This window comes from Butyrivibrio sp. XPD2006, assembly GCF_000420865.1.
Taxonomy (GTDB): Bacteria; Bacillota; Clostridia; order Lachnospirales; family Lachnospiraceae; genus Butyrivibrio.
Genome location: NZ_ATVT01000005.1, coordinates 153,181 through 172,767, shown reverse-complemented (window position 1 = coordinate 172,767; position 19,587 = coordinate 153,181). Strand labels below are relative to the sequence as shown.

19 protein-coding genes are annotated in these 19,587 nt (G+C 43.7%); 2 read left to right on the top strand and 17 right to left on the bottom strand.

The window, feature by feature from the left end; translation table 11 throughout:
• Positions 1-33 precede the first annotated feature (33 nt).
• The 9 genes from G590_RS0107700 to G590_RS18775 form a co-directional block, all read right to left on the bottom strand.
• Positions 34-645: a thymidine kinase gene (locus G590_RS0107700; protein ID WP_022765091.1), complete on the bottom strand. Its 612-nt coding sequence runs from the start codon at positions 643-645 to the stop codon at positions 34-36.
• A gap of 21 nt (positions 646-666) precedes the next feature.
• Positions 667-1,188, bottom strand: a complete 522-nt coding sequence (locus G590_RS0107695) for a QueT transporter family protein (protein WP_022765090.1) — start codon at positions 1,186-1,188, stop codon at positions 667-669.
• 132 nt (positions 1,189-1,320) lie between these two features.
• Positions 1,321-2,103 carry a mechanosensitive ion channel family protein gene (locus G590_RS0107690; RefSeq protein ID WP_022765089.1) on the bottom strand — a complete coding sequence of 261 codons (783 nt, stop codon included), beginning with the start codon at positions 2,101-2,103 and terminating at the stop codon, positions 1,321-1,323.
• 419 nt (positions 2,104-2,522) lie between these two features.
• Positions 2,523-2,660 carry a hypothetical protein gene (locus G590_RS21295; RefSeq protein ID WP_022765088.1) on the bottom strand — a complete coding sequence of 46 codons (138 nt, stop codon included), beginning with the start codon at positions 2,658-2,660 and terminating at the stop codon, positions 2,523-2,525.
• Positions 2,661-2,858: 198 nt separating this feature from the next.
• Positions 2,859-3,065, bottom strand: coding sequence for a hypothetical protein (locus G590_RS18780; RefSeq protein WP_022765087.1), 207 nt, complete (start codon positions 3,063-3,065; stop codon positions 2,859-2,861).
• Entirely contained in the window at positions 3,065-4,096 is a 1,032-nt protein-coding gene (locus G590_RS0107675; protein ID WP_022765086.1) for a LacI family DNA-binding transcriptional regulator, read from the bottom strand. The genes G590_RS18780 and G590_RS0107675 overlap by 1 nt, the downstream gene beginning before the upstream one ends.
• A gap of 18 nt (positions 4,097-4,114) precedes the next feature.
• Complete coding sequence (malQ, locus tag G590_RS0107670; RefSeq protein ID WP_022765085.1) at positions 4,115-5,638, bottom strand: 4-alpha-glucanotransferase; 1,524 nt, start codon at positions 5,636-5,638, stop codon at positions 4,115-4,117.
• A gap of 130 nt (positions 5,639-5,768) precedes the next feature.
• Positions 5,769-6,710 carry a carbohydrate kinase family protein gene (locus G590_RS0107665; protein ID WP_022765084.1) on the bottom strand — a complete coding sequence of 314 codons (942 nt, stop codon included), beginning with the start codon at positions 6,708-6,710 and terminating at the stop codon, positions 5,769-5,771.
• Between the two features lie 16 nt (positions 6,711-6,726).
• Positions 6,727-7,326, bottom strand: a complete 600-nt coding sequence (locus tag G590_RS18775) for a TetR/AcrR family transcriptional regulator (RefSeq protein ID WP_022765083.1) — start codon at positions 7,324-7,326, stop codon at positions 6,727-6,729.
• A 177-nt stretch (positions 7,327-7,503) separates the two neighbouring features.
• On the opposite strand from G590_RS18775, the gene G590_RS18770 reads away from it, so the two are divergent.
• Positions 7,504-7,833, top strand: coding sequence for a hypothetical protein (locus G590_RS18770; protein WP_022765082.1), 330 nt, complete (start codon positions 7,504-7,506; stop codon positions 7,831-7,833).
• Between the two features lie 66 nt (positions 7,834-7,899).
• Here G590_RS18770 and G590_RS0107650 read toward each other — a convergent pair whose 3' ends face one another.
• Genes G590_RS0107650 through G590_RS0107630 form a run of 5 tightly spaced genes read right to left on the bottom strand, consistent with a single transcriptional unit; the run spans position 7,900 to position 15,293 of the window.
• Entirely contained in the window at positions 7,900-8,745 is an 846-nt protein-coding gene (locus G590_RS0107650; RefSeq protein WP_196802473.1) for a DUF2225 domain-containing protein, read from the bottom strand.
• 22 nt (positions 8,746-8,767) lie between these two features.
• Entirely contained in the window at positions 8,768-10,474 is a 1,707-nt protein-coding gene (locus G590_RS0107645; protein ID WP_022765080.1) for a glutamine--tRNA ligase/YqeY domain fusion protein, read from the bottom strand.
• A gap of 60 nt (positions 10,475-10,534) precedes the next feature.
• Complete coding sequence (locus G590_RS18765) at positions 10,535-13,267, bottom strand: putative bifunctional diguanylate cyclase/phosphodiesterase (RefSeq protein ID WP_022765079.1); 2,733 nt, start codon at positions 13,265-13,267, stop codon at positions 10,535-10,537.
• Positions 13,268-13,299: 32 nt separating this feature from the next.
• Complete coding sequence (gene guaB / locus G590_RS0107635; protein ID WP_022765078.1) at positions 13,300-14,757, bottom strand: IMP dehydrogenase; 1,458 nt, start codon at positions 14,755-14,757, stop codon at positions 13,300-13,302.
• A gap of 23 nt (positions 14,758-14,780) precedes the next feature.
• Positions 14,781-15,293: a DUF6106 family protein gene (locus G590_RS0107630; protein ID WP_022765077.1), complete on the bottom strand. Its 513-nt coding sequence runs from the start codon at positions 15,291-15,293 to the stop codon at positions 14,781-14,783.
• 231 nt (positions 15,294-15,524) lie between these two features.
• On the opposite strand from G590_RS0107630, the gene G590_RS0107625 reads away from it, so the two are divergent.
• Entirely contained in the window at positions 15,525-16,322 is a 798-nt protein-coding gene (locus G590_RS0107625) for a hypothetical protein (RefSeq protein WP_022765076.1), read from the top strand.
• Positions 16,323-16,388: 66 nt separating this feature from the next.
• Here the strand turns inward: G590_RS0107625 and G590_RS0107620 are convergent, their stop codons facing one another.
• Genes G590_RS0107620 through G590_RS0107610 form a run of 3 tightly spaced genes read right to left on the bottom strand, consistent with a single transcriptional unit; the run spans position 16,389 to position 19,412 of the window.
• Positions 16,389-17,708: an aspartate kinase gene (locus G590_RS0107620; protein WP_022765075.1), complete on the bottom strand. Its 1,320-nt coding sequence runs from the start codon at positions 17,706-17,708 to the stop codon at positions 16,389-16,391.
• 29 nt (positions 17,709-17,737) lie between these two features.
• Positions 17,738-18,946 (bottom strand): homoserine dehydrogenase, encoded by a 1,209-nt coding sequence (locus G590_RS0107615; RefSeq protein WP_026494008.1) that lies wholly within the window; start codon positions 18,944-18,946, stop codon positions 17,738-17,740.
• 10 nt (positions 18,947-18,956) lie between these two features.
• Positions 18,957-19,412, bottom strand: a complete 456-nt coding sequence (locus G590_RS0107610; protein WP_022765073.1) for an ACT domain-containing protein — start codon at positions 19,410-19,412, stop codon at positions 18,957-18,959.
• Between the last annotated feature and the right edge of the window lie 175 nt (positions 19,413-19,587).

Sequence of the window (19,587 nt, the reverse complement as noted above, 5' to 3'; positions counted from 1 at the left end):
AATGACTCCACTCGGGCTTATTGTTTTCACTGTTTATTCCTGTATATCTCTTTCACGGACTCCGTTAACTTCTCCGCTGAGGTAATGTCTTCTGCAGACAGATACGTAGGATTCATTGCCTCCCATCATGATCTGCTCACCATCTCTTACTATCTTACCATTGCATACTCTTGCGTTAAAGTGAGCTCTTCGCCCGCACCAGCATACGGTAGGAACTTCTTCGATGTAATTGGCAATCTCCATAAGACGCTTGGAGCCTGTAAACAGATGACTTGTAAAATCTGTTCTAAGGCCGTAACAGATAACCGGAAGGTCATATCTGTCTACAACCTCAGCCAGAAGGTCAACCTGTTCTTCAGTAAGGAACTGGGCCTCATCCACAAGAACACAGTCAAGTTTCTTCCATGAATCTGACTTCTTGGTGAACCACTCGTTTACAACTTCGTCAAGGAATTCCTCTACGAAGGTACACTCAGCCTCAAGTCCCATCCTGGATCTTACTACCTTCTCTCCGTCTCTGTTCTCGATGCCGGGCTTTAGCAGAATACAGTTCTGGCCCTTCTCGATATAGTTGTACCTGACCATCAGTGCATTTGCAGTCTTGGAACTCCCCATAGCTCCATACCTGAAATATAACTTACCCATACCATACCCCTCAAATTGTTATTATTTTGTTTTCTTAACGGCCTCTGAACCGTTTCCGAATATTTTATTTCTGAACGGAAGGAGCGCCGAAATAAGGATCTGTCCAAAGAAAACGCAGGTAATGATCTCTCCTGCTCCTACTGTAAGTGCAAAAAACCAGAGTGTTCCCGGTAAAGCATATGCATACTTAAGTACAAAAGGAATGATAAGCGCATTTGAAACTACAGGCGGTACAGAACAAAGGAATCTGTTCTTTCTGAGCATATATGTTCCGATTGCGCCAATAAGTGTGGCCAGAGTTCCAAAGATAATATCAGGAAGAGCTCCGCCAAAAAAGATGTTTGAAATAAGGCATCCTATTACTACGCCGGGTACTGCTGCCGGTGTAAAAAAAGGAAGGACTGTAAGACATTCCGAAAATCTCACCTGAATAGCACCGCTTGCAAGATCAAATCCTGCAGCAAGGGCTGTGAGCACCACATAAAGTGCTGCAATGATTGCCGCGTGTGCAATGTAAAGTGTTTTGTTGGTTGTTTTGTTCATTGTTGGTTTCCTCCATAAATAAATCAATAGTTACCAACTGCAACCATGCGGTAATGTCACCTCCCATATAATCACAGTTATTTATCAGACAAAGTAGTATAAACAGATTACCTGTATTTTGTAAAGTGTTGTTTACTCCTCTCCCTGTAAAAGCACAAGTTTGTTGTAAGGAATCTCGATTCCCTCTTCCTTAAATCTCTTCATTATCTCAACAAGGCACTCGGAACATGTCCTTGGATTGTCCCTGAAATCCTCTGTCTCAACAAGCGCCTGCAGTGTTACTCCGCTGTCATCGCAGCTCTTGCATAAAACGACAGGTCTTTTGCCGTAGTGCTTGGGATGATTCTTGATCGTATCGGCGATAACATCCATAGCCTTCTGCATATCTGTTCCATAGGCAACAGACACTCTTATCGGATAAGAGAAAGACTGCTCCTGTGTATAGTTCACAATTGTTGATGAACCGACTATTGAGTTAGGGATATATATGATTTCATTCTGATATGTCTTGATCACTGTATGTCTGAGGGTGATGTCCTCGACAAATCCCGGATCATAGCTGTCTATCTTTATTCTGTCTCCCATATCAAAGGGTCTTGAATGGGATGCAGAAAGAGCAATTCCGGAAAACACATTGGCCAAAGTCGACTGGGCAGCAAGACCGAGTACTACAGCTGCAATTCCGGAAGAAGCCACCGCAGTCTCCCATGTCTTGGAAAATGCCGGAATCCCGCTAAGTGCCGTAAGTGCAGCAACCGCCCAGATAAGTGCCAGTATGATACCCTTTAAGAATATCAGGTGAAGCTTGCCCCTGAGGGTCTTCTTGCTGAGGACTTTATTTAATATCATGTTAAGGAAATATGCCACTAAAAACGGCAGAACATATTTAAGAAAAATATCCAATGCTTCTTTCATACATTACCTCCAAAAACATAGGTAGTATATCATATTTGAACCTAAGTTTGTGGAAATAATTTATCCAATTAAAGCAGTACGCTTTTATCACATAACTCTTCTATTCATGCTCCATACCCTTCCACTACAGTCTACTTACAGTTTTTCATTTAGGACAGTAGCGCTTACCATTCAGATCTGTTCCCCACTACTGTCCACTTTAATTGTTCCCTATTGGACAGTAGAGCTTCTCATACCCACTCGCCCTCCACTACTGTCTAATTATAGTTTTTCTCCTAGGACCGTAAGGTCTTCTACAACTACTTTTCTCCTGCTACTGTCTTATTGTAGTTTTTCCCCTAGGACAGTAGGTCTTCCCATATCTACTCATTTTCCACTACTGTCTACTTGTAGTTTTCACTCTAGGACAGTATCGTCTCTTAATCGCCCTGTTTTTCATTACGGTGTTTTTTCAATTTTCCTTTTAGGACAGTAGGGATACCACAATCCACACCCCATACCTCACAGGCCTCCTCCACCCTGAGTTTAATTTGCACAAGAATTTCTCCAATTGCCACGTTTTTCCGTCCCGATACTACACTTCCTGCCTTCCCCCCTTAGTGACCCAAATGCATAAAACACCGGGCTCTCAAGGATGCGCTGCTTTTTAGCGCACTTTAGCTTGTCCTTGATAGCCCGGCGTTTTATGCTACAATCCCCAAAGCGGGGGAAGGCACATAGAATTATATACTGCAAGTTCTCATTACTCCTTGCGATTACTCCTCATCTTCATCTATATCATCCATCTCATCAAATGCGATAACAGAATCAATTATATCCTCAAAGTCCTCCTGAAGTTCCTCAAGAGTATCCCCTTCATAGGTATAAATGCGATCGTCAATCTTCACCTCTCCGGTGTAATAATCGCACTTCTCATCATAATTTACTGTTCCGATGTATCCTTCATATTCCAGATTTTCCATCACTTTATCTTCCTTGTTGATTCTCCTACAATAAGCTCACCCGGGAACACAATATGCTTATGTCCGGACTCCTTGTCGATAATGCTGAACAGCAGCTTCATAGCTTCCTCAGCCATATCTACCATGGGCTGTCTGAGTGTAGTGAGCCTTGGTACGCAGTACTCTGCGATCTCCTGTCCGTCATATCCGACAACGCTGACATCGTCAGGTACCCTGATTCCTGCATCAGCAAGAGCTCTCAAAGCTCCCACTGCCAGTACATCGGAAATGCAGTAGATTGCTGTAAATTTCTCTCCCGATTCAATCAGATTCCTGGTAGTCTCATATCCGTTGCCGAATGTATAGATCCTGCGGTCTACGTATCTGATAAGCTTCTCATCCGGCTTGATACCGTGCTTCTTGAGTGCATCAAGGTACCCCTTAAAACGAAGCTTAACAATGGAAGGTGTATCACTTCCCTCAGTCAGGATAGCGATTTTCTTGTGTCCAAGGCCGATAAGATACTCAACAACCTTGAAACTCTCTTTTTCATCATCAACAGAAACGGTGGAATACTCATTTCTGCTGAGGTCATCCGCAATATCGGAACCGATTGTAGCAAACACAGCAGGGACATTGAGCTGCTTGATCTTATCAGCCGAATGCTTGGCAGCTCCGCCCATGAAGATGATTCCGCGAAGTCTCTTTTCCTTCTCCAGCTCAAGTGCCACGTCTACTTCGTCCTCATTGGACTCAACGTGCCTTATGACCAGGGCGTATTTCCTCTCTTCCACTTCCTTTTCAACCACTTCTATCATGGGCGCAAAGAAAGGATTGGTGATTCCCCTTACAAGAACTGCGATACACTTGGCATCGGTTCTCTTAAGGTTTCTGGCACTGTTGTTGGGGATATAGCCGGTTTCCCTGATAACCTCCATTATTCTCTTTTTGGTTTCGGGATTGATATCCGAATGATTGTTAATAGCCCTTGATACGGTGCTGACACCAACACCGCACCTTCTGGCAATCTCAACTATAGTAATCTCTGACATGTCTCACATCCAAAATAATTATTTAGCTGTTCTGCGATAAATCCTGGCAAAGTCATGCATCTTATTACAAAGCTCCTGTGAAAGAGCATCCTTCTTCATTCTCCAAACCCAGTTTCCGCCAAGGGTTGAAGGCGTATTAATCCTTGCATAGCCGGGAAGCTCCAGATAATCCTGCATAGGAATTATAACAGTATCCGACACACTTGCAAAGCTTGCTCTGATAGTTGCCCATACAGCATCCTTGGCAGTCTTGATTCCAAGGTATTCCTTGGCAAACTTCTTATCATCTCTCGGAAGATGGTCAAACCAGCTTCTTGTAGTGTCGTTATCGTGGGTTCCTGTATAAACGATGCAGTTCCTGGTGTAGTTGTGAGGAAGATAGTCGCTCTCCTCTCTGGAATCAAAGGCAAACTGAAGGATCTTCATTCCCGGATAGCCTGTCTTTTTAACCAGTCTTATTACTGAAGGTGTAAGGAATCCAAGGTCCTCCGCGATAACCTTCTTCTCTCCGAGTTCCTTTTTCATGGTCTCGAAAAGCTTATATCCGGGTCCTTTTCTCCACTCACCAAACTCCGCTGTAGGGTCTCCGTATGGAATTGCATAGTACTCATCAAAGCCACGGAAATGGTCAATCCTTACAACATCATAAAGTCTGTAGCAGTGCTCGATTCTCTTCATCCACCACTTGTAGCCCGTCTTCTCGTGATAATCCCACTTGTACAGCGGATTTCCCCAGAGCTGTCCGGTAGCGCTGAAAGCATCCGGAGGGCATCCTGCCACATCAATGGGCGTGTTCTTCTTGTCCAGCTGGAAGAGCTGTGGATTAGCCCATGTATCTGCGCTGTCAAACGCTACATAAATCGGAATATCACCGATGATCTCAATTCCGTTGTCATTAGCATATTTTTTAAGCCTGGTCCACTGCTCAAGGAACAGGAACTGCAGGAAGCTGTAAAAATCTATCTCCTGCGCATATTTCTCTTTTGCCTTCTTCATGGCCTCAGGCTTTCTGAGACGGATGCTCTCCTCCCAGGTATTCCAGCTTCTGCCGTCGTAATCGTTCTTAAGTGCCATGAAAAGTGAATAATCCAAAAGCCAGTCATTTTCACGTTTTTTCTTAAAGGCCTCAAAGTCTTTCTTGAGCCCGGCTGCATTTTTTGCCTTATCGATATTTTCATATGCCTTTTTCAGTAGCACAAATCTCGATTTATACATTTTCTCATAGTCGATGTACTCCTCAGATCCGCCGAAGTCGCACTTATCAGCATCTTCTTCTGTCAAAAGACCTTCTTCAATCAGTGAAGTTATATCTATAAAATAAGGATTCCCCGCAAATGTAGAGAATGACTGATAAGGAGAGTCTCCATAGCTTGTCGGCCCCAATGGAAGCAGCTGCCAGTAACTCTGACCGGCTTCCTTAAGAAAATCCACAAACTCGTATGCTTCCTTTGAAAAAGTTCCAATACCGTACTTGGAAGGCAGTGAAAAAATCGGAAGTAAAACACCACATCTTCTGCCGGACTTATTGCTTGTCTTTGCCATATCTGACCTCTCCTTTTGCGTGAAAAACTGATTACAGTTTAAATGAGCTACGGAAATTTCGCCGTTACCGGTAACGTTTCCATAGCTCTACTTTACCACATTTTTTGATTTCAATACAAGAATTTTTCTATTAATTCTGATTCTCTTCAAATTCGCTTTTTTTGATTCCCCAGATCAGATTTCTCCACTGCTCAAGCTGCTCTGTTGTCATGAATCCATTGGATGTTCCCATATATCCGATCTTGTAGGATGCAAATAAAAGCGCATTCTTGATGGCATTTACACTGTCGCCGGTCTCCATGTAGTAGTGAAGGAAGCATGCAAACAGCGCATTTCCGGCACCGATTGTGTTGACAACCTCGTTGGTCTTCACAGTGTTATAGTGAACCCTTAAGTCTTTTGTCTTATCAAAAAGAATAAGTCCGTCGCTGCCCTGTCCAAGAATAATGATCTCCGTTCCGTAGGTCTTTGAGATACGATCAATAAACTCATACGGGTCCTCCGCAAGAGTATCATCACTGAAGTAAAGAACCTTGGCCGGCTCAAGGAAATCCGTGTTGTATTTTTCCTTCTCAGGGTTGTAGTTCCTTATGTTGACTGCAATTGGCTTATGATGCTCTGCTGCAACCTTGGCAAAAGGTCTGCAGAAATTTGCATTGGCAAGGACCATCATGTCGCAGCTCTCAGCAATAGGTGCAACCATGGACATATCATACACATTTTCTCTGAGGTCCTTGATATCCTCAAAGATCTGCTGTTTTCTACTGTTATCATACAGTACAACCTCTGTGGGTGTTTCCTTCATCTGAGGAATGATGTATTCGGTTGAAAGAGTGATCTTTCTGTCCGGAGGATTGATCATCTCAAGATCAAAGATACGTCCTACAATGGACATGAAGCAGACTTCGTCCCCGAGCCATTTAAGGGCCAGAGACTCGTTATAAGCATCGCCGCCAACAGCCGTGAATATAGAGTTGCCGACGCTTGTAAGAGGAGCATAGCTCACAGGGATCTTGTCAACTCTTACGATGGTCTCAATCTGTGTAACACCTGCTACTAAGAACTTGCTCATATAACCCTCCTTGTTCTTATGATGTCATATTCTGCATCATATCAACATACTCAGTGGCCTCTTCCAAAAAGAAATCAGCCCTGAAATTCTCTGAAAGCACGGATTTCTGTATAAGTCCATCAATTGTAAAATCAAGTATTACCCCAACCTTCTCAAAATCAATCCCCGGAACAAATGCTGTGATATCCGCTCTCTCCCTGAGGGCATGAAGGATTCTCTGATATTTCTCACGTCTCTCGCTTATGACCGAGAGTGCATCATTGTCAGTCTCTTCATCAGCCTTATTCAAAAAAAGGAATATATAGGGATACTGGGACATCGAATTGGCCTTGGCAGATAATATCTGCTTGTAGAGTTCATAGTACCTGTTTTCATCCTTCTCTACATTGGCTGTAAGCTCCAGCGCCACGAACCTTGTGGCATAGTCATAAAGAAAGGCATATAGCCCGATCTTGCTCTCAAAATAATGGAACAGAAGCCCCTTGCTGATGCCTGCTCCCTTAACGATCTCATCAGTGCTGGCGTGTTTGTAGCCATACTGGGAAAAGACCTTTAGGGCTGAATTTATCATTCTGTCCTGCTTCTCTTTTTTAAGTTCCCAAAATCTGTCGTTCATGGAATATCCTCATTCCAAATGTATTGACTGCATCAGTCTAAAACTAGTTTACCATTTATATAAAACCACTTCAAACGATTTTACGTTATTTATCAAATTTTAATACTCAGGGCTTTTATTTAAAATCAAATTGTATTAAAATTTAGATAACCGTTTGAAACAGGAGGGGAGCTAAAAATGTCCAAGAACAACGCATTCGGTAAGTTCGTTTTATTCTGTGCCGCTGCAGGTGCTGCCGCAGCCGGAGCATATTATTATCTCAGCAAGAGAGAAGAGGAAATCGCTGACAGCTTTGATGACGATGATTTCGACGATTTCGATGACTTTGATGATGACGAGGATGCAAGTTCTGACTCAAAGTTCGGTTCACGTAAATACGTAGATATCACATCTACTTCATCTGATTCCGAATCAAAAGAGGCTGCTGAGCCCAAGGAAGAGCCCAAGGCTGAAACAGCAGAAGGCCCCGACGAGTCAGAAGAATTCTTCGACGACGAGGATAAATAATTTACATACGAATATGATGAATCCCTTACAGACCTAAGTCCGTAAGGGATTTTATTATGCTTAAGTTTATTCTATTTCTCCAAGCATTTCCTTGAGAGTTCTTGCCTTGTCTTTTATCCTGCTGTTGGCAACTCTTGATGTAAGGATCTCACTTATCATCCTGGATGCGATATCTTTCTGACCTGTTTCTACCGCAAGGGCAGCCATCAGATAATCCAGAGTTGTTGAATCCATTCCTGCAATAGGGAATTCCTCTGTCTGTCTCGCCATCACAAAACCATTAAGGGCATTGGTCAAAAGCTCTTTTTCCTGAGCATCATTCTCTGCCTTCTTGGTCTTGTAGTTCTCATCGTTGGGATCGAGTCTCTGGGTCTCACCTCTGATAACCCATGCCGACTTCATGCAGATATATGCCTTCTCACTGTTCTTGGCCTTTTTTACCACTGCATTGGCAAGAGCAAGCTGATAAAGTCTCTTGGCATAATCATAGCTGTAAATAGCATCCCTGCAGGGTTCATGCTTATAATTCATACAGATCTTGACTCTGATATCATCGATCTGATACTTGTTGAGATTCGGGAAATATCTGCCCAGGGCAGCATATCCACAGGCCGGGCATGCAATTACATCGTACTTGTTCTGGTCAAGCTCATCATAGTCAGGGCGCAGATCAATATCCACGTTCTTCATTCTGACCTTACCTGTTCTGACAGTCTTTGCCTCGAATTCAGATTCGCATACAGGGCACTTATACTTCTTGTCAAAGAGGTAATCCTCTTCATTTACAAGTTGAAGCTTCTTTGGTGCTTCTTCCTTTTTGACCGTTACCTCTTTTTTCCTGGGATCTTCAAAAAGATCCTCGCCTTCGATGTTTCCAAGTCCCAGTTTTTCAAATCCGGAAAAAATGCCCATACCCATTACCTCTCTTAGTAAGTTAGTTTTTAGGTAGCACAAATGAACTCTTAAGTGAAACTATTCTGTTAAATACCGGTGCTCCGTCTTTTGAATCCTTGCAATCCACACAGAAGAATCCGTTTCTTACAAACTGGAATTTCTCATATGCCTTGGCATTTGCAAGTTCAGGCTCGAGCTTAGCGTTCTTAATAACCTTGATGGAGTTGGGATTTAAGTTAAGTGATCCGTCTTCGTTGTAAACACCCTTCTCTTCATCAATGATGTTCTCGTAGAGTCTTACCTCTGCGTTAAAGGCTTCCTTGGCAGCAACCCAGTGGATTGTTCCCTTGACCTTTCTTCCGTCTGCGCTGTCTCCACCCTTGGTCTCGGGATCATATGTGCAGTGGATCTCGGTAATGTTGCCGTTTTCATCCTTCTCAAAGCCGGTGCATGTTACAAAGTAAGCATTCATAAGTCTTACTTCGTTGCCGGGGAAGAGTCTGAAGTACTTCTTGGGAGGTTCCTCCATGAAGTCTTCTCTTTCTATCCAAAGCTCTTTTCCGAAAGGAACCTTACGTGTTCCCATCTCAGGGACCTCTTTGTTGTTCTCAATCTCAAGATACTCTGTCTCGCCCTCAGGGTAGTTGTCGATGATAAGCTTGACAGGATCAAGAACAGCAAGCATTCTCTTAGCCTTGAGCTTTAAATCCTCTCTGATGCAATACTCAAGCATTGCATACTCGGCTGTAGCCTGTGCCTTACTGATACCGCACATATCAACAAACATCTTGATGGACTCAGGTGTAAAGCCTCTTCTGCGGAGTGATGCGATGGTAACAAGTCTTGGATCATCCCATCCGTCAACTATTCCGTCTTCTACGAGCTTCTTGATATATCTTTTTCCTGTAACCACGTTATTGAGATACATCTTGGCAAACTCAATCTGACGTGGAGGATTCTTGTATTCACACTCTGTCTTAACCCAGTCGTAAAGAGGTCTGTGATCCTCAAACTCCAGTGTGCAAAGGGAATGAGTGATACCCTCGATGGCATCCTCAATAGGATGAGCAAAGTCATACATAGGGTAGATGCACCATTTATCTCCGCATCTTGCGTGTGTCATATGCGCAACACGATAGATGATCGGATCTCTCATATTGATGTTAGGTGATGCCATATCGATCTTGGCACGAAGGGTCATAGCGCCGTCAGCAACCTTACCGCTCTTCATTTCTTCAAAGAGGCGAAGGTTTTCTTCTACGCTTCTGTCCCTGCCGGGATCGTTCTTGCCGGGCTCAGTGAGAGTTCCTCTGTACTCTCTTATCTCATCTGCTGTGAGTTCTGAGATATAAGCCTTGCCCTTCTTGATGAGCTTAACAGCATCCTCATACATCTGATCAAAGTAATCAGAGGCATAGAAAAGCCTGTCCTCATAGTCGGCACCAAGCCACTTAACATCCTCGATGATGGCATCCATGAACTCGGACTTCTCCTTGGTAGGATTGGTATCATCGAATCTCATGTTGAACTTGCCGTTATACTCCTTGGCCATTCCGTAGTTGAGAAGTATACTCTTGGCGTGGCCGATGTGCAGAAAGCCATTGGGCTCGGGTGGGAAACGTGTGCAGACGTGATCGTATACGCCTTCCTCCAGGTCCTTGTCTATGGCTCTTTCTATAAAGTGCCTGCCTGAGCCGCTTTCTTCCTCAGGATTTTCATTTGTGTTTGTAATTACTTCTTCTGCCATTTACTCTATTAAACCAACTTTCTATTAAAAATGTTTACATTCTATTGTAGCATAAACAGACTAGTTATACACATACTTTTCCTCAAAGGCTGCCCGACGCAGTGGCTGGTCGTAGTAATAGCCCTGTATGTATTTAACGCCCATGTCCTCAAGGATCTCCATCTGTTCTTTGGTCTCAACGCCCTCAATACAGATGTCTGCACCGATGGATTTACCCATATCTACCATGGAACGCACAAATGCTTTGGAGTATTCATTATCCGCAATATCTTTTACATACTCACGATCAAGCTTAATTATATCAAAAGGCAGTGCCCTTATGCTGCTGAGCGCCGAATAGCCTGTTCCGAAATCATCCAGCGCAAGCCTGATTCCCATCGCCTTGATATCCAGAATGGTCTGTTTGGTCCTTGCCAGATCATTTATTGCAAGTCTCTCCGTGATCTCAAGTATCAGATTCTCCGGCTTCAGATTGTTCTCCTCAAGGCAGCTTCTTATGATATCAACGATATCATTCTGCATTATCTGAACGACAGAGATATTTACACTGATGGCAAAATCTCCCTTGCCTGACTCATTCCATTGTCTGCAACACTCACAGGCCTTTTTAAGGACATGATTACCTATAGGTGTAATAAGTCCCAGATATTCCGCAAGCGGAACAAACTCTTCCGGGTCAAGAAGTCCCAGCGTATCGCTGTTCCATCTTACAAGAGCCTCTGCTCCAAGGTGCTTTAACTTATCCTTCTTGCCTCTTCCCTTGGCCTTCTCATTGAAGAATACAGGCTGGAAGTAAACTTCAAATTCCTCCACCTTCCTGGAGATTGCCTGATACATATTTTTCTCCAGATCCATTCTGTGAATATTGGAGGAATCAATGTTATCCGAATACTCAGCTATCCTGTTCTTGCCGGACTTCTTGGCTTCATACATCGCCACATCCGATTTCCTTATCAGCTCCGAAACATTGTCTCCGTGCTCCGGGAACCTCACAACACCCATACTCATGGTGCAGTAATAATCGCTGTCCTTAAGGTACCACGGCGTTGCAAAAGCATTCTTTATCTCTTCTACTATCTTGTCTATCCTGCTGTAGCTCTCGGGAGGAACGATGATGACAAACTCATCTCCGCCCATACGATAGCAGGAATTTGTGATTCCCTCTATTCTGCTTATAGCCTTGGAAATATCCTGCAGCAGCACATCTCCGTACTGATGGCCCAGGGTGTCATTTATATGTTTGAAATCATCCAGGTCAAGATACATGAGAGCTCCGCTCTTGCCGGTGGTTCTGGCTTCATCCACATATCTTGCAAGATCCTTTTCACAGCACATTCTGTTGAAAAGACCTGTAAGGAAGTCCGTATATGCCTGCTGCTCTATACGTTTCTGGTACAATTTCTTTTCCGTAATATCATAGATGGCGCAAAGAGAAACAGGCCGGCCGTCCACCCACTTGATCCTGGTGTAGTAAACGTCGTACCACTTCTCTCTATCCCTGTGGTGTACTTCGTAATTTCCGCTGTGACTTCTCGAAGGAATATTGCTCTCAAAAAGCTCCACCAGACGGTTCTCCGTCAGTTCTTTGCTAAAGGTCTTTTTAAAACTTCTGTTTGCAAAGAGCAGGATTCCCGATGCGATGTCTCTTACATATATGGAACTTCCCACGTTATCAAGAACAGCTTCAAGAGATGCAAAAGAGCTTGCCAGGGAATTGGTCTGCAGCCTCTTTGTTATGATACTCTGCAAAATCCTGATGGAGTCATTGATGAATTTAATATCATCTATTGACCATATCCTGTCTTCCCTGTTTTCGGTGAGGCAGGCATAGAACGCAGGATTGCCGTTTATCACAATAGGCATCGCCACCAGAGCTCTGATGCCGAGGTTTTCAATCTGCTCACGTTCACCTGCGTTCATCTGGGTATCGCTGGATATAGCAATCGCCTTGGGACTGCCGAGGAACCAGCAGACTTCCTGATCTGTGGTGTCGGAAAAGAGCTTTCTGACACCCGGTTGTGTCCACTGGACAATAATATCCATAAGAGTGCGATGATGTATCTTACAGGTAAATGCATTGCTTATCTGAAGATAAGAGCAGAGCTTTGACAGAACCTGAGCCATGACCTCTTCTATACCGTCATCGCTGTCAAGGAGCGATACAATCTCAGTCATGGTCTCCGCCCTGTGGAATGAGCTCGTCATCTCCATTTCCTGGGCTTTGCTCTCCTCACTTATAGCAACAGCTCTGGACCTTGATGTCTCAACTTTAACAAGAACATTTAAGGTCTCTCTCAAAAGATCCAATGTCTTATAAAATTTGTTCTCGGAAATCTGGTACTGGAAATTATCAATCGGCGGACAGTGGAAAAAGCTCTGATCGTACTGTGCATCAGTAAAGATTCCGCATACGATCCATACGCCTTCAATCTTATCGCCATTGCCGACTGCAACCGCAGCGAGCCTGAGATTGGGGATCTCTGTGATCTCCACAGCCTGATCCTCAAGGTCGCTCTCGGAAACCCTCATACAGATGTTGTGTATCCTGATGGGGGTTACATATTTCTTGATTATATCTATCTCGTGTGCATTGCCGGAAAACTCAGTGATCGGAACTCCGTTGTCGTCCAGACACTGAGCATACACACCGGCCATCTCACAGAACTTATCCTGCCAGGCCTTAAGTTCTTCCTTATTTTTAGGCGCAAGATTAGCAAGAGCTCCGCTCTCTGCAGAGATCGAGCCCTTGTTCTGTGCCTGCATAAGTTCAGCTGGTGTGTTAGTGTCGTGCATGCAAGCTCTCCTTGCACTTGAACTTGTAGTGATTACTTATCGTCAACCGAATAGTTAGGCGCTTCCTTCGTGATCTGAATGTCATGAGGATGTGACTCACGAAGCGCAGCAGATGTCATCTTGATGAATCTTCCGTTCTCCTTGAGTTCCTCAATTGTGCCGCATCCGCAATATCCCATACCTGAGCGGAGACCACCCATAAGCTGGAATACTGTATCCTCAACTGTTCCCTTGTATGCCACACGTCCTTCAACACCTTCAGGAACAAGTTTCTTGGCATCTTCCTGGAAGTAACGATCCTTGGAGCCGTTCTCCATGGCTGAAATAGATCCCATTCCACGATATACCTTGTATTTTCTGCCCTGGAACAGCTCGAATTCTCCGGGAGCCTCGTCGCATCCGGCAAACATTGAGCCCATCATTACGATGTTGGCACCGGCTGCAATAGCCTTTGTGATATCACCTGAGTACTTGATTCCGCCATCGGCGATGATCGGAATGCCGTACTGCTTGGCCATGCTGTAGCAATCCATAACTGCTGTAATCTGTGGTACACCAATACCGGCAACCACACGGGTTGTACAGATAGATCCGGGTCCGATACCTACCTTAACAGCATCAGCTCCGGCCTCAATAAGATCTTTTGTAGCTGCTGCAGTAGCACAGTTTCCTGCGATAACCTGAAGGTCAGGGAATTTCTCTTTTATCATACGAAGACATTTAAGAACGTTCTCTGAATGTCCGTGAGCTGAATCAAGAACAACAACGTCTACCTTGGCATCGACAAGTGCAGCTACTCTGTCAAGGCAGTTTGCAGAAATACCAACTCCCGCTCCGCAAAGAAGACGTCCGTGGTCATCCTTGGCTGAGAGAGGATACTTAATTGTCTTTTCAATATCCTTGATGGTGATAAGACCAACAAGGTTATAGTCGTCATCTACGATAGGAAGCTTCTCTTTCTTGGAACGTGCGAGAATGCTCTTTGCTTCCTCAAGAGTGATACCCTCCTTGGCAGTGATGAGGTTCTCACTTGTCATTACATCTTTTATCTTTTTGGAGAAGTCTTTTTCAAATTTCAGATCACGGTTTGTGATAATACCAACAAGCTTCTTGCCCTCGGTAATAGGCACACCGGAAATTCTGAATTTAGCCATAAGTGAATCTGCATCAGCCAGTGTATGTTCAGGAGAAAGTGAGAAAGGATCTGTAATAACACCGTTCTCTGATCTCTTAACCTTGTCTACCTCTTCTGCCTGGGCCTCAATAGACATGTTCTTGTGGATGATACCGATACCACCCTGTCTGGCCATGGCAATAGCCATTCTATGCTCTGTAACTGTGTCCATTCCCGCACTCATCATAGGAATGTTAAGTTTGATCTTCTTGGTAAGATATGTAGTAACATCTACCTGATTAGGTATAACCTGTGAATATGCCGGTACTAAAAGTACGTCATCAAATGTAATTCCTTCGCCGATAATCTGTCCCATTGTCTCGCTCTCCCTTAATCCTTTCAGTCAGTAAACACCTTACGTGGTGCTACGTTTTTAACAGCTGCTACAAATTCTGCATTTGGTTCGAATACTACTCTTTCCTTGCCATCATATATAAATGTATATGTCGGATCAGGCTGACGATCCTTCTGTCTTGCAGAATAGTCAACAGCTTTAAGAGTCTTATTCTTATACTCATCGAGATGGTAAGAGCGTGATGGTGCCAGCACTTCAATCTTGTTAACATCATACTTGGCAACATTCTTACGTCTGCTCTTATTGAGGATCTTGTCCACTGTGATTTCCCTCTCACAGTACTGATACTCAAACTCGATATTGGCATTTAAAGTAAGGAAATAATACAAAGCGCCTGCGCCCACGCACAGGATAAGACCTGCAATACCCAGAACACCCAGGATTGAGGAAAGAAAGAAAACAACAGCCAACAAAAGAGATAAAAAACTCAAAACCTTCACGAATGGTGAGGCTTTGCTCTCTACAAGGCACTCAACATAATTGTTATCGATACCCATTACAGAACTTCTCCTCCTTAAAAAATATCAATTTTAACAGTTATGTTATATTACTTTTCTCAATCTTTCAAGGTTTTTTCTCAGTTATCACCTATCATTTCTATTATATATGTTTTACCGCCAAAAAAATATTATTTATTTGTAAACTCTTGTTTAAGAGCAACTTGACAGTTCTTTCCAATAAACGTAAAATTCTCGAATGAGTCCTAAGACATTCGGGAGGAATTTTACATGTCAGTACGTGATGAGATAAAAGAACAGCAGAAAAAGCTAAAGGGACAGGGGTTTAAAGCCCACTGGGATTACTTTTGGGAGTATTACAAGATTCACACTATCGTAGCCATTGTGGTGCTGATATTCATTGCTGTTACTATCAGAGATATTTCCAACAATAAGCCATACGCCATGTATGCAATGTTTATCAATAACAGAGGAATGGATACTCAGAGTATTCTCCAGGACGGTTTTACAGAATATGCAAATATTGATACCGAGAATTATGCTGTAATAGTAGACACTTCATCAAACTTTATGTCTTCTATAGTAGATACAACTTCAGTTGCAACCAGTGAAAAGATTATGGCAATGCTTGCCGGACACGATCTCGATGTGATAGTCGGCGATGAGAATACCATGGGCAGATATGCCTCTCAGGATACTTTCACAGATCTCAGGACAATCTACAGCGAAAGCGAACTTGAGAGCATGGCTGACAAAATCTTCTATGTAGATCAGGGATATATCGACTACCTCAACTCAGAGGAGTACACAGAGTACATCACTTCCGGCAAATATGACGAGAACAACAAATACGCGGTCATGGCCAAGCAGTATGAGGAAGATTTCACCTACCAGCGTGTAGCTAAAGAAGATATGGATGATCCTGTTCCGGTTGGTTTCATCCTTGATAATTCGGCTGCACTTAAATCCTGTGAAGCTTATCCGGATGAAGCACCGATCGCAGGTATAGCTGTCAACACACAGCGAGTAGATGCTGCCAAGTCATTTATTGAATATCTTATGCAGTAAGATCGATCAATTAATAATAAGTGGGGACGGGTCTCAAAGAGAACCGCCCCCACTTTTTCTTTTATATCAAAGAACTGTAGAAACAAATATATCGTAGATAGCTTCAATTGCCTTCTCAAAGTCTCTTGTCTCAACGCCGATAATAATGTTAAGCTCGGAAGATCCCTGATCGATCATTCTTACGTTGACACTGGCATGAGCAAGTGCGGAGAAGATTCTTCCGGCAGTTCCTCTTGTGGACTTCATTCCGCGTCCCACAACTGCGATAAGTGCCAGGTCTGATTCAATCTCAAGCATGTCAGGATGTGCCAGTCTGTGGATCTCTGATACAACTGCCTGTTCCTTCTCAATGAACTCATCCTGCTGTACAAATACAGTCATGGTATCAATTCCCGAAGGTACATGCTCGATAGAGATATTCTGATCCTCAAAGGCCTGAAGGACTTTTCTTACAAATCCTATCTCAGAGTTCATCTGATCCTTGAGAACGTTAACACAGCAGAAGCCCTTCTTACCTGCAATTCCTGTGATAACATACTTGGACTTTTTAGCTGTTGACTCAACGATCCAGGTTCCGGGATCCTCAGGCTTGTTGGTATTTCTGATATTGATCGGAATACCTTCTTTTCTTACAGGGAAGATAGCATCCTCGTGGAGAACGCCGGCTCCCATATATGCAAGCTCTCGAAGTTCTGTGTATGTGATGGTCTCGATGTACGGCGGCTTATCGATGATCCTTGGATCTGCCACAAGGAATCCTGATACATCTGTCCAGTTCTCGTAAACATCAGCCTTGATTGCTCTTGATACGATGGAACCTGTAATGTCAGATCCGCCTCTTGAGAAAGTCTTGATGCTTCCGTCAGGATAAGCACCGTAGAATCCGGGTACAACTGCCTTAGGAGTCTTTTCAAGCTTTTTGGCCATGAGCTTGTTTGTCTTTTCCGGATCAAACTCACCATTTTTGTCGAAACAGATAACAGTAGCAGAATCAATGAATTCATAGCCCAGATATGCAGCCATGATGATTCCGTTTAAGTACTCACCTCTGCTGGCAGCATAGTCGCTTCCTGCTTTGGCTTTAAAGTTCTTTTCAATTGTCTTGAACTCATTTGTAAGATCGAGCTTTAACTTAAGCCCTTTGATGATCTCGTCATAGCGGGCCTTAATATCAGCAAGCTGCTTGGAAAAATCTTTACCCGCTTCTGCAAGGGCGTAGGTCTTGTATAGCATGTCAGTAACCTTAGTGTCCTTGGAATTTCTTTTACCCGGTGCAGAAGGAACCACATATACTCTGTCAGGATCAGACTTGATGATCTCTGAAACCTTCTTGAACTGTTCTGCACTGGCCAGTGAACTTCCGCCAAATTTAACTACCTTTTTCATTGCTCAATCTTCCTTCTTTATTTTATTCATCAGTAAAGTCTGATGTAACCCTTAACGCTGTCAAATTTCCAGAGCTTCTCATCGAAGTCTTTCTCAGAGATATCATCGGTGAGGAATGCAAACTCGTTATATACATTTTCACTTGTAACCTCAACTATGCCCTGTCCGAAGACGTCATAAGCCTGTTCCTTGTTCTCGGCAGGTACTCTCACAAAGAACTTTCTGACTGCATTGTCCTTGGGAGAAAGAACTGCTTTCTCGGCGTTCATATTAACATCAATGTGCTTGCCCTTGTGCTTGATAATATCGATAACATCGGCAACGACAGCACTTGCAGTTGCATTCTTGCCTGCGCCTCTGCCGTAGAACATAACGTCTCCAACCATGTTTCCGTGAACATTTATGGCATTGAATACTCCGTTTACGTTGGCGAGAGGATTCTCACTTGGAATCAGGAACGGAGCGACGATGGAAAAGAATCCGTTCTCGTTCTTTTTGCACATTCCAAGAAGCTTGATTGACATTCCGAGTTTTCTTGCATAGGCAAAATCCTCAATGCTGATCTTGGAAATTCCCTCTGTGTAAATATCTTCGTAATTTACGTGTTTTCCGCTCATAAGGCTTGAAAGGATGGCAATCTTACGACATGCATCATAACCTTCAACATCGGCCTCGGGATTCTTTTCTGCGTATCCCTTATCCTGAGCAGCCTTGAGAACGGTAGCAAATCCGATACCTTCTTTGTCCATCTTGGTAAGGATATAGTTTGTTGTTCCGTTCAGGATACCTGTAATTGAATCAATCTTCTCGTGCTTAAGTGAATCGTTGATTGTACGAAGAAGTGGGATTCCGCCGCCTACGCTGGCTTCAAACAGGTAACTCGCGCCGTTCTTTTTGGCGAGTTCAACAAGTTCGGGTCCGTGAGCAGCAACCAGCTCCTTGTTGGATGTGCAAACGCTCTTGCCTCTCTCGAGAGCGCTCTTTTCAAAAGAAAATGCCGGCTCCAGTCCGCCCATTGTCTCGCAGATCACTTCTATCTCAGGATCATCGAGAATAATATTGATGTCATGAACAACCTGTGTCTCGTGTTTATCCCCCGGGAAATCCCTGAGGTCAAGGATGTACTTGAGTTCAAGCTTCTCGCCTGCACTTTTTTCGATCTCAGCCGCATTGTTGTCGAGAACCTCAACTACACCGCTTCCTACTGTACCGTATCCTAATACTGCTACCTTTGCCATATCTTCCTCCTTATGTAAGCGTAGCACTTCTGCCGGTAATATGTACCTTGTGCACGCCTTCAGTCTTTTCCATGATGGAGATCATCTCCATGATATCTCTTGTTGTCGGTAATACCTGAATTGTGATTGAAATAGATGCCACGCCGTTTAACGGAATGGACTGATGTATGGTAAGAATGTTTGCTCCAAACTCGGCTATGAGATTGAGCACATATGACAGAAGTCCCACCTCATCATTCATCTGGAATGTCAGGGTCAGCGTAGTGCCCTGAAGGCTGTCGTGGAACTCATATATATCTTCTTTGTATTTGTAAAAAGAGCTGCGGCTGATTCCAAGTTGCTGAGCTGCTTCACTGGCTGTCTTGACCTTACCTGATTCCAGGAGTTTCTTGGCCTCAACGACCTTGAGCAAAACCTCAGGTACCGCCTGCTTTCTGATTACATAGTATCCTGTATCCTGCTGCACTTCATTATCTCCAAAAGTGTTTTTGTAGCGCGGACATTTGTCTGCATACGAAAGAGTTTACCACAGTGAAGTTTTAAAGACAAGTAGAAAAATTTATAAATATTCATGTTTTATACATTTTCCTTTGTACATAATGCCAACAAAAAAGGACCACAGCATCTGCCATGGTCCCAAA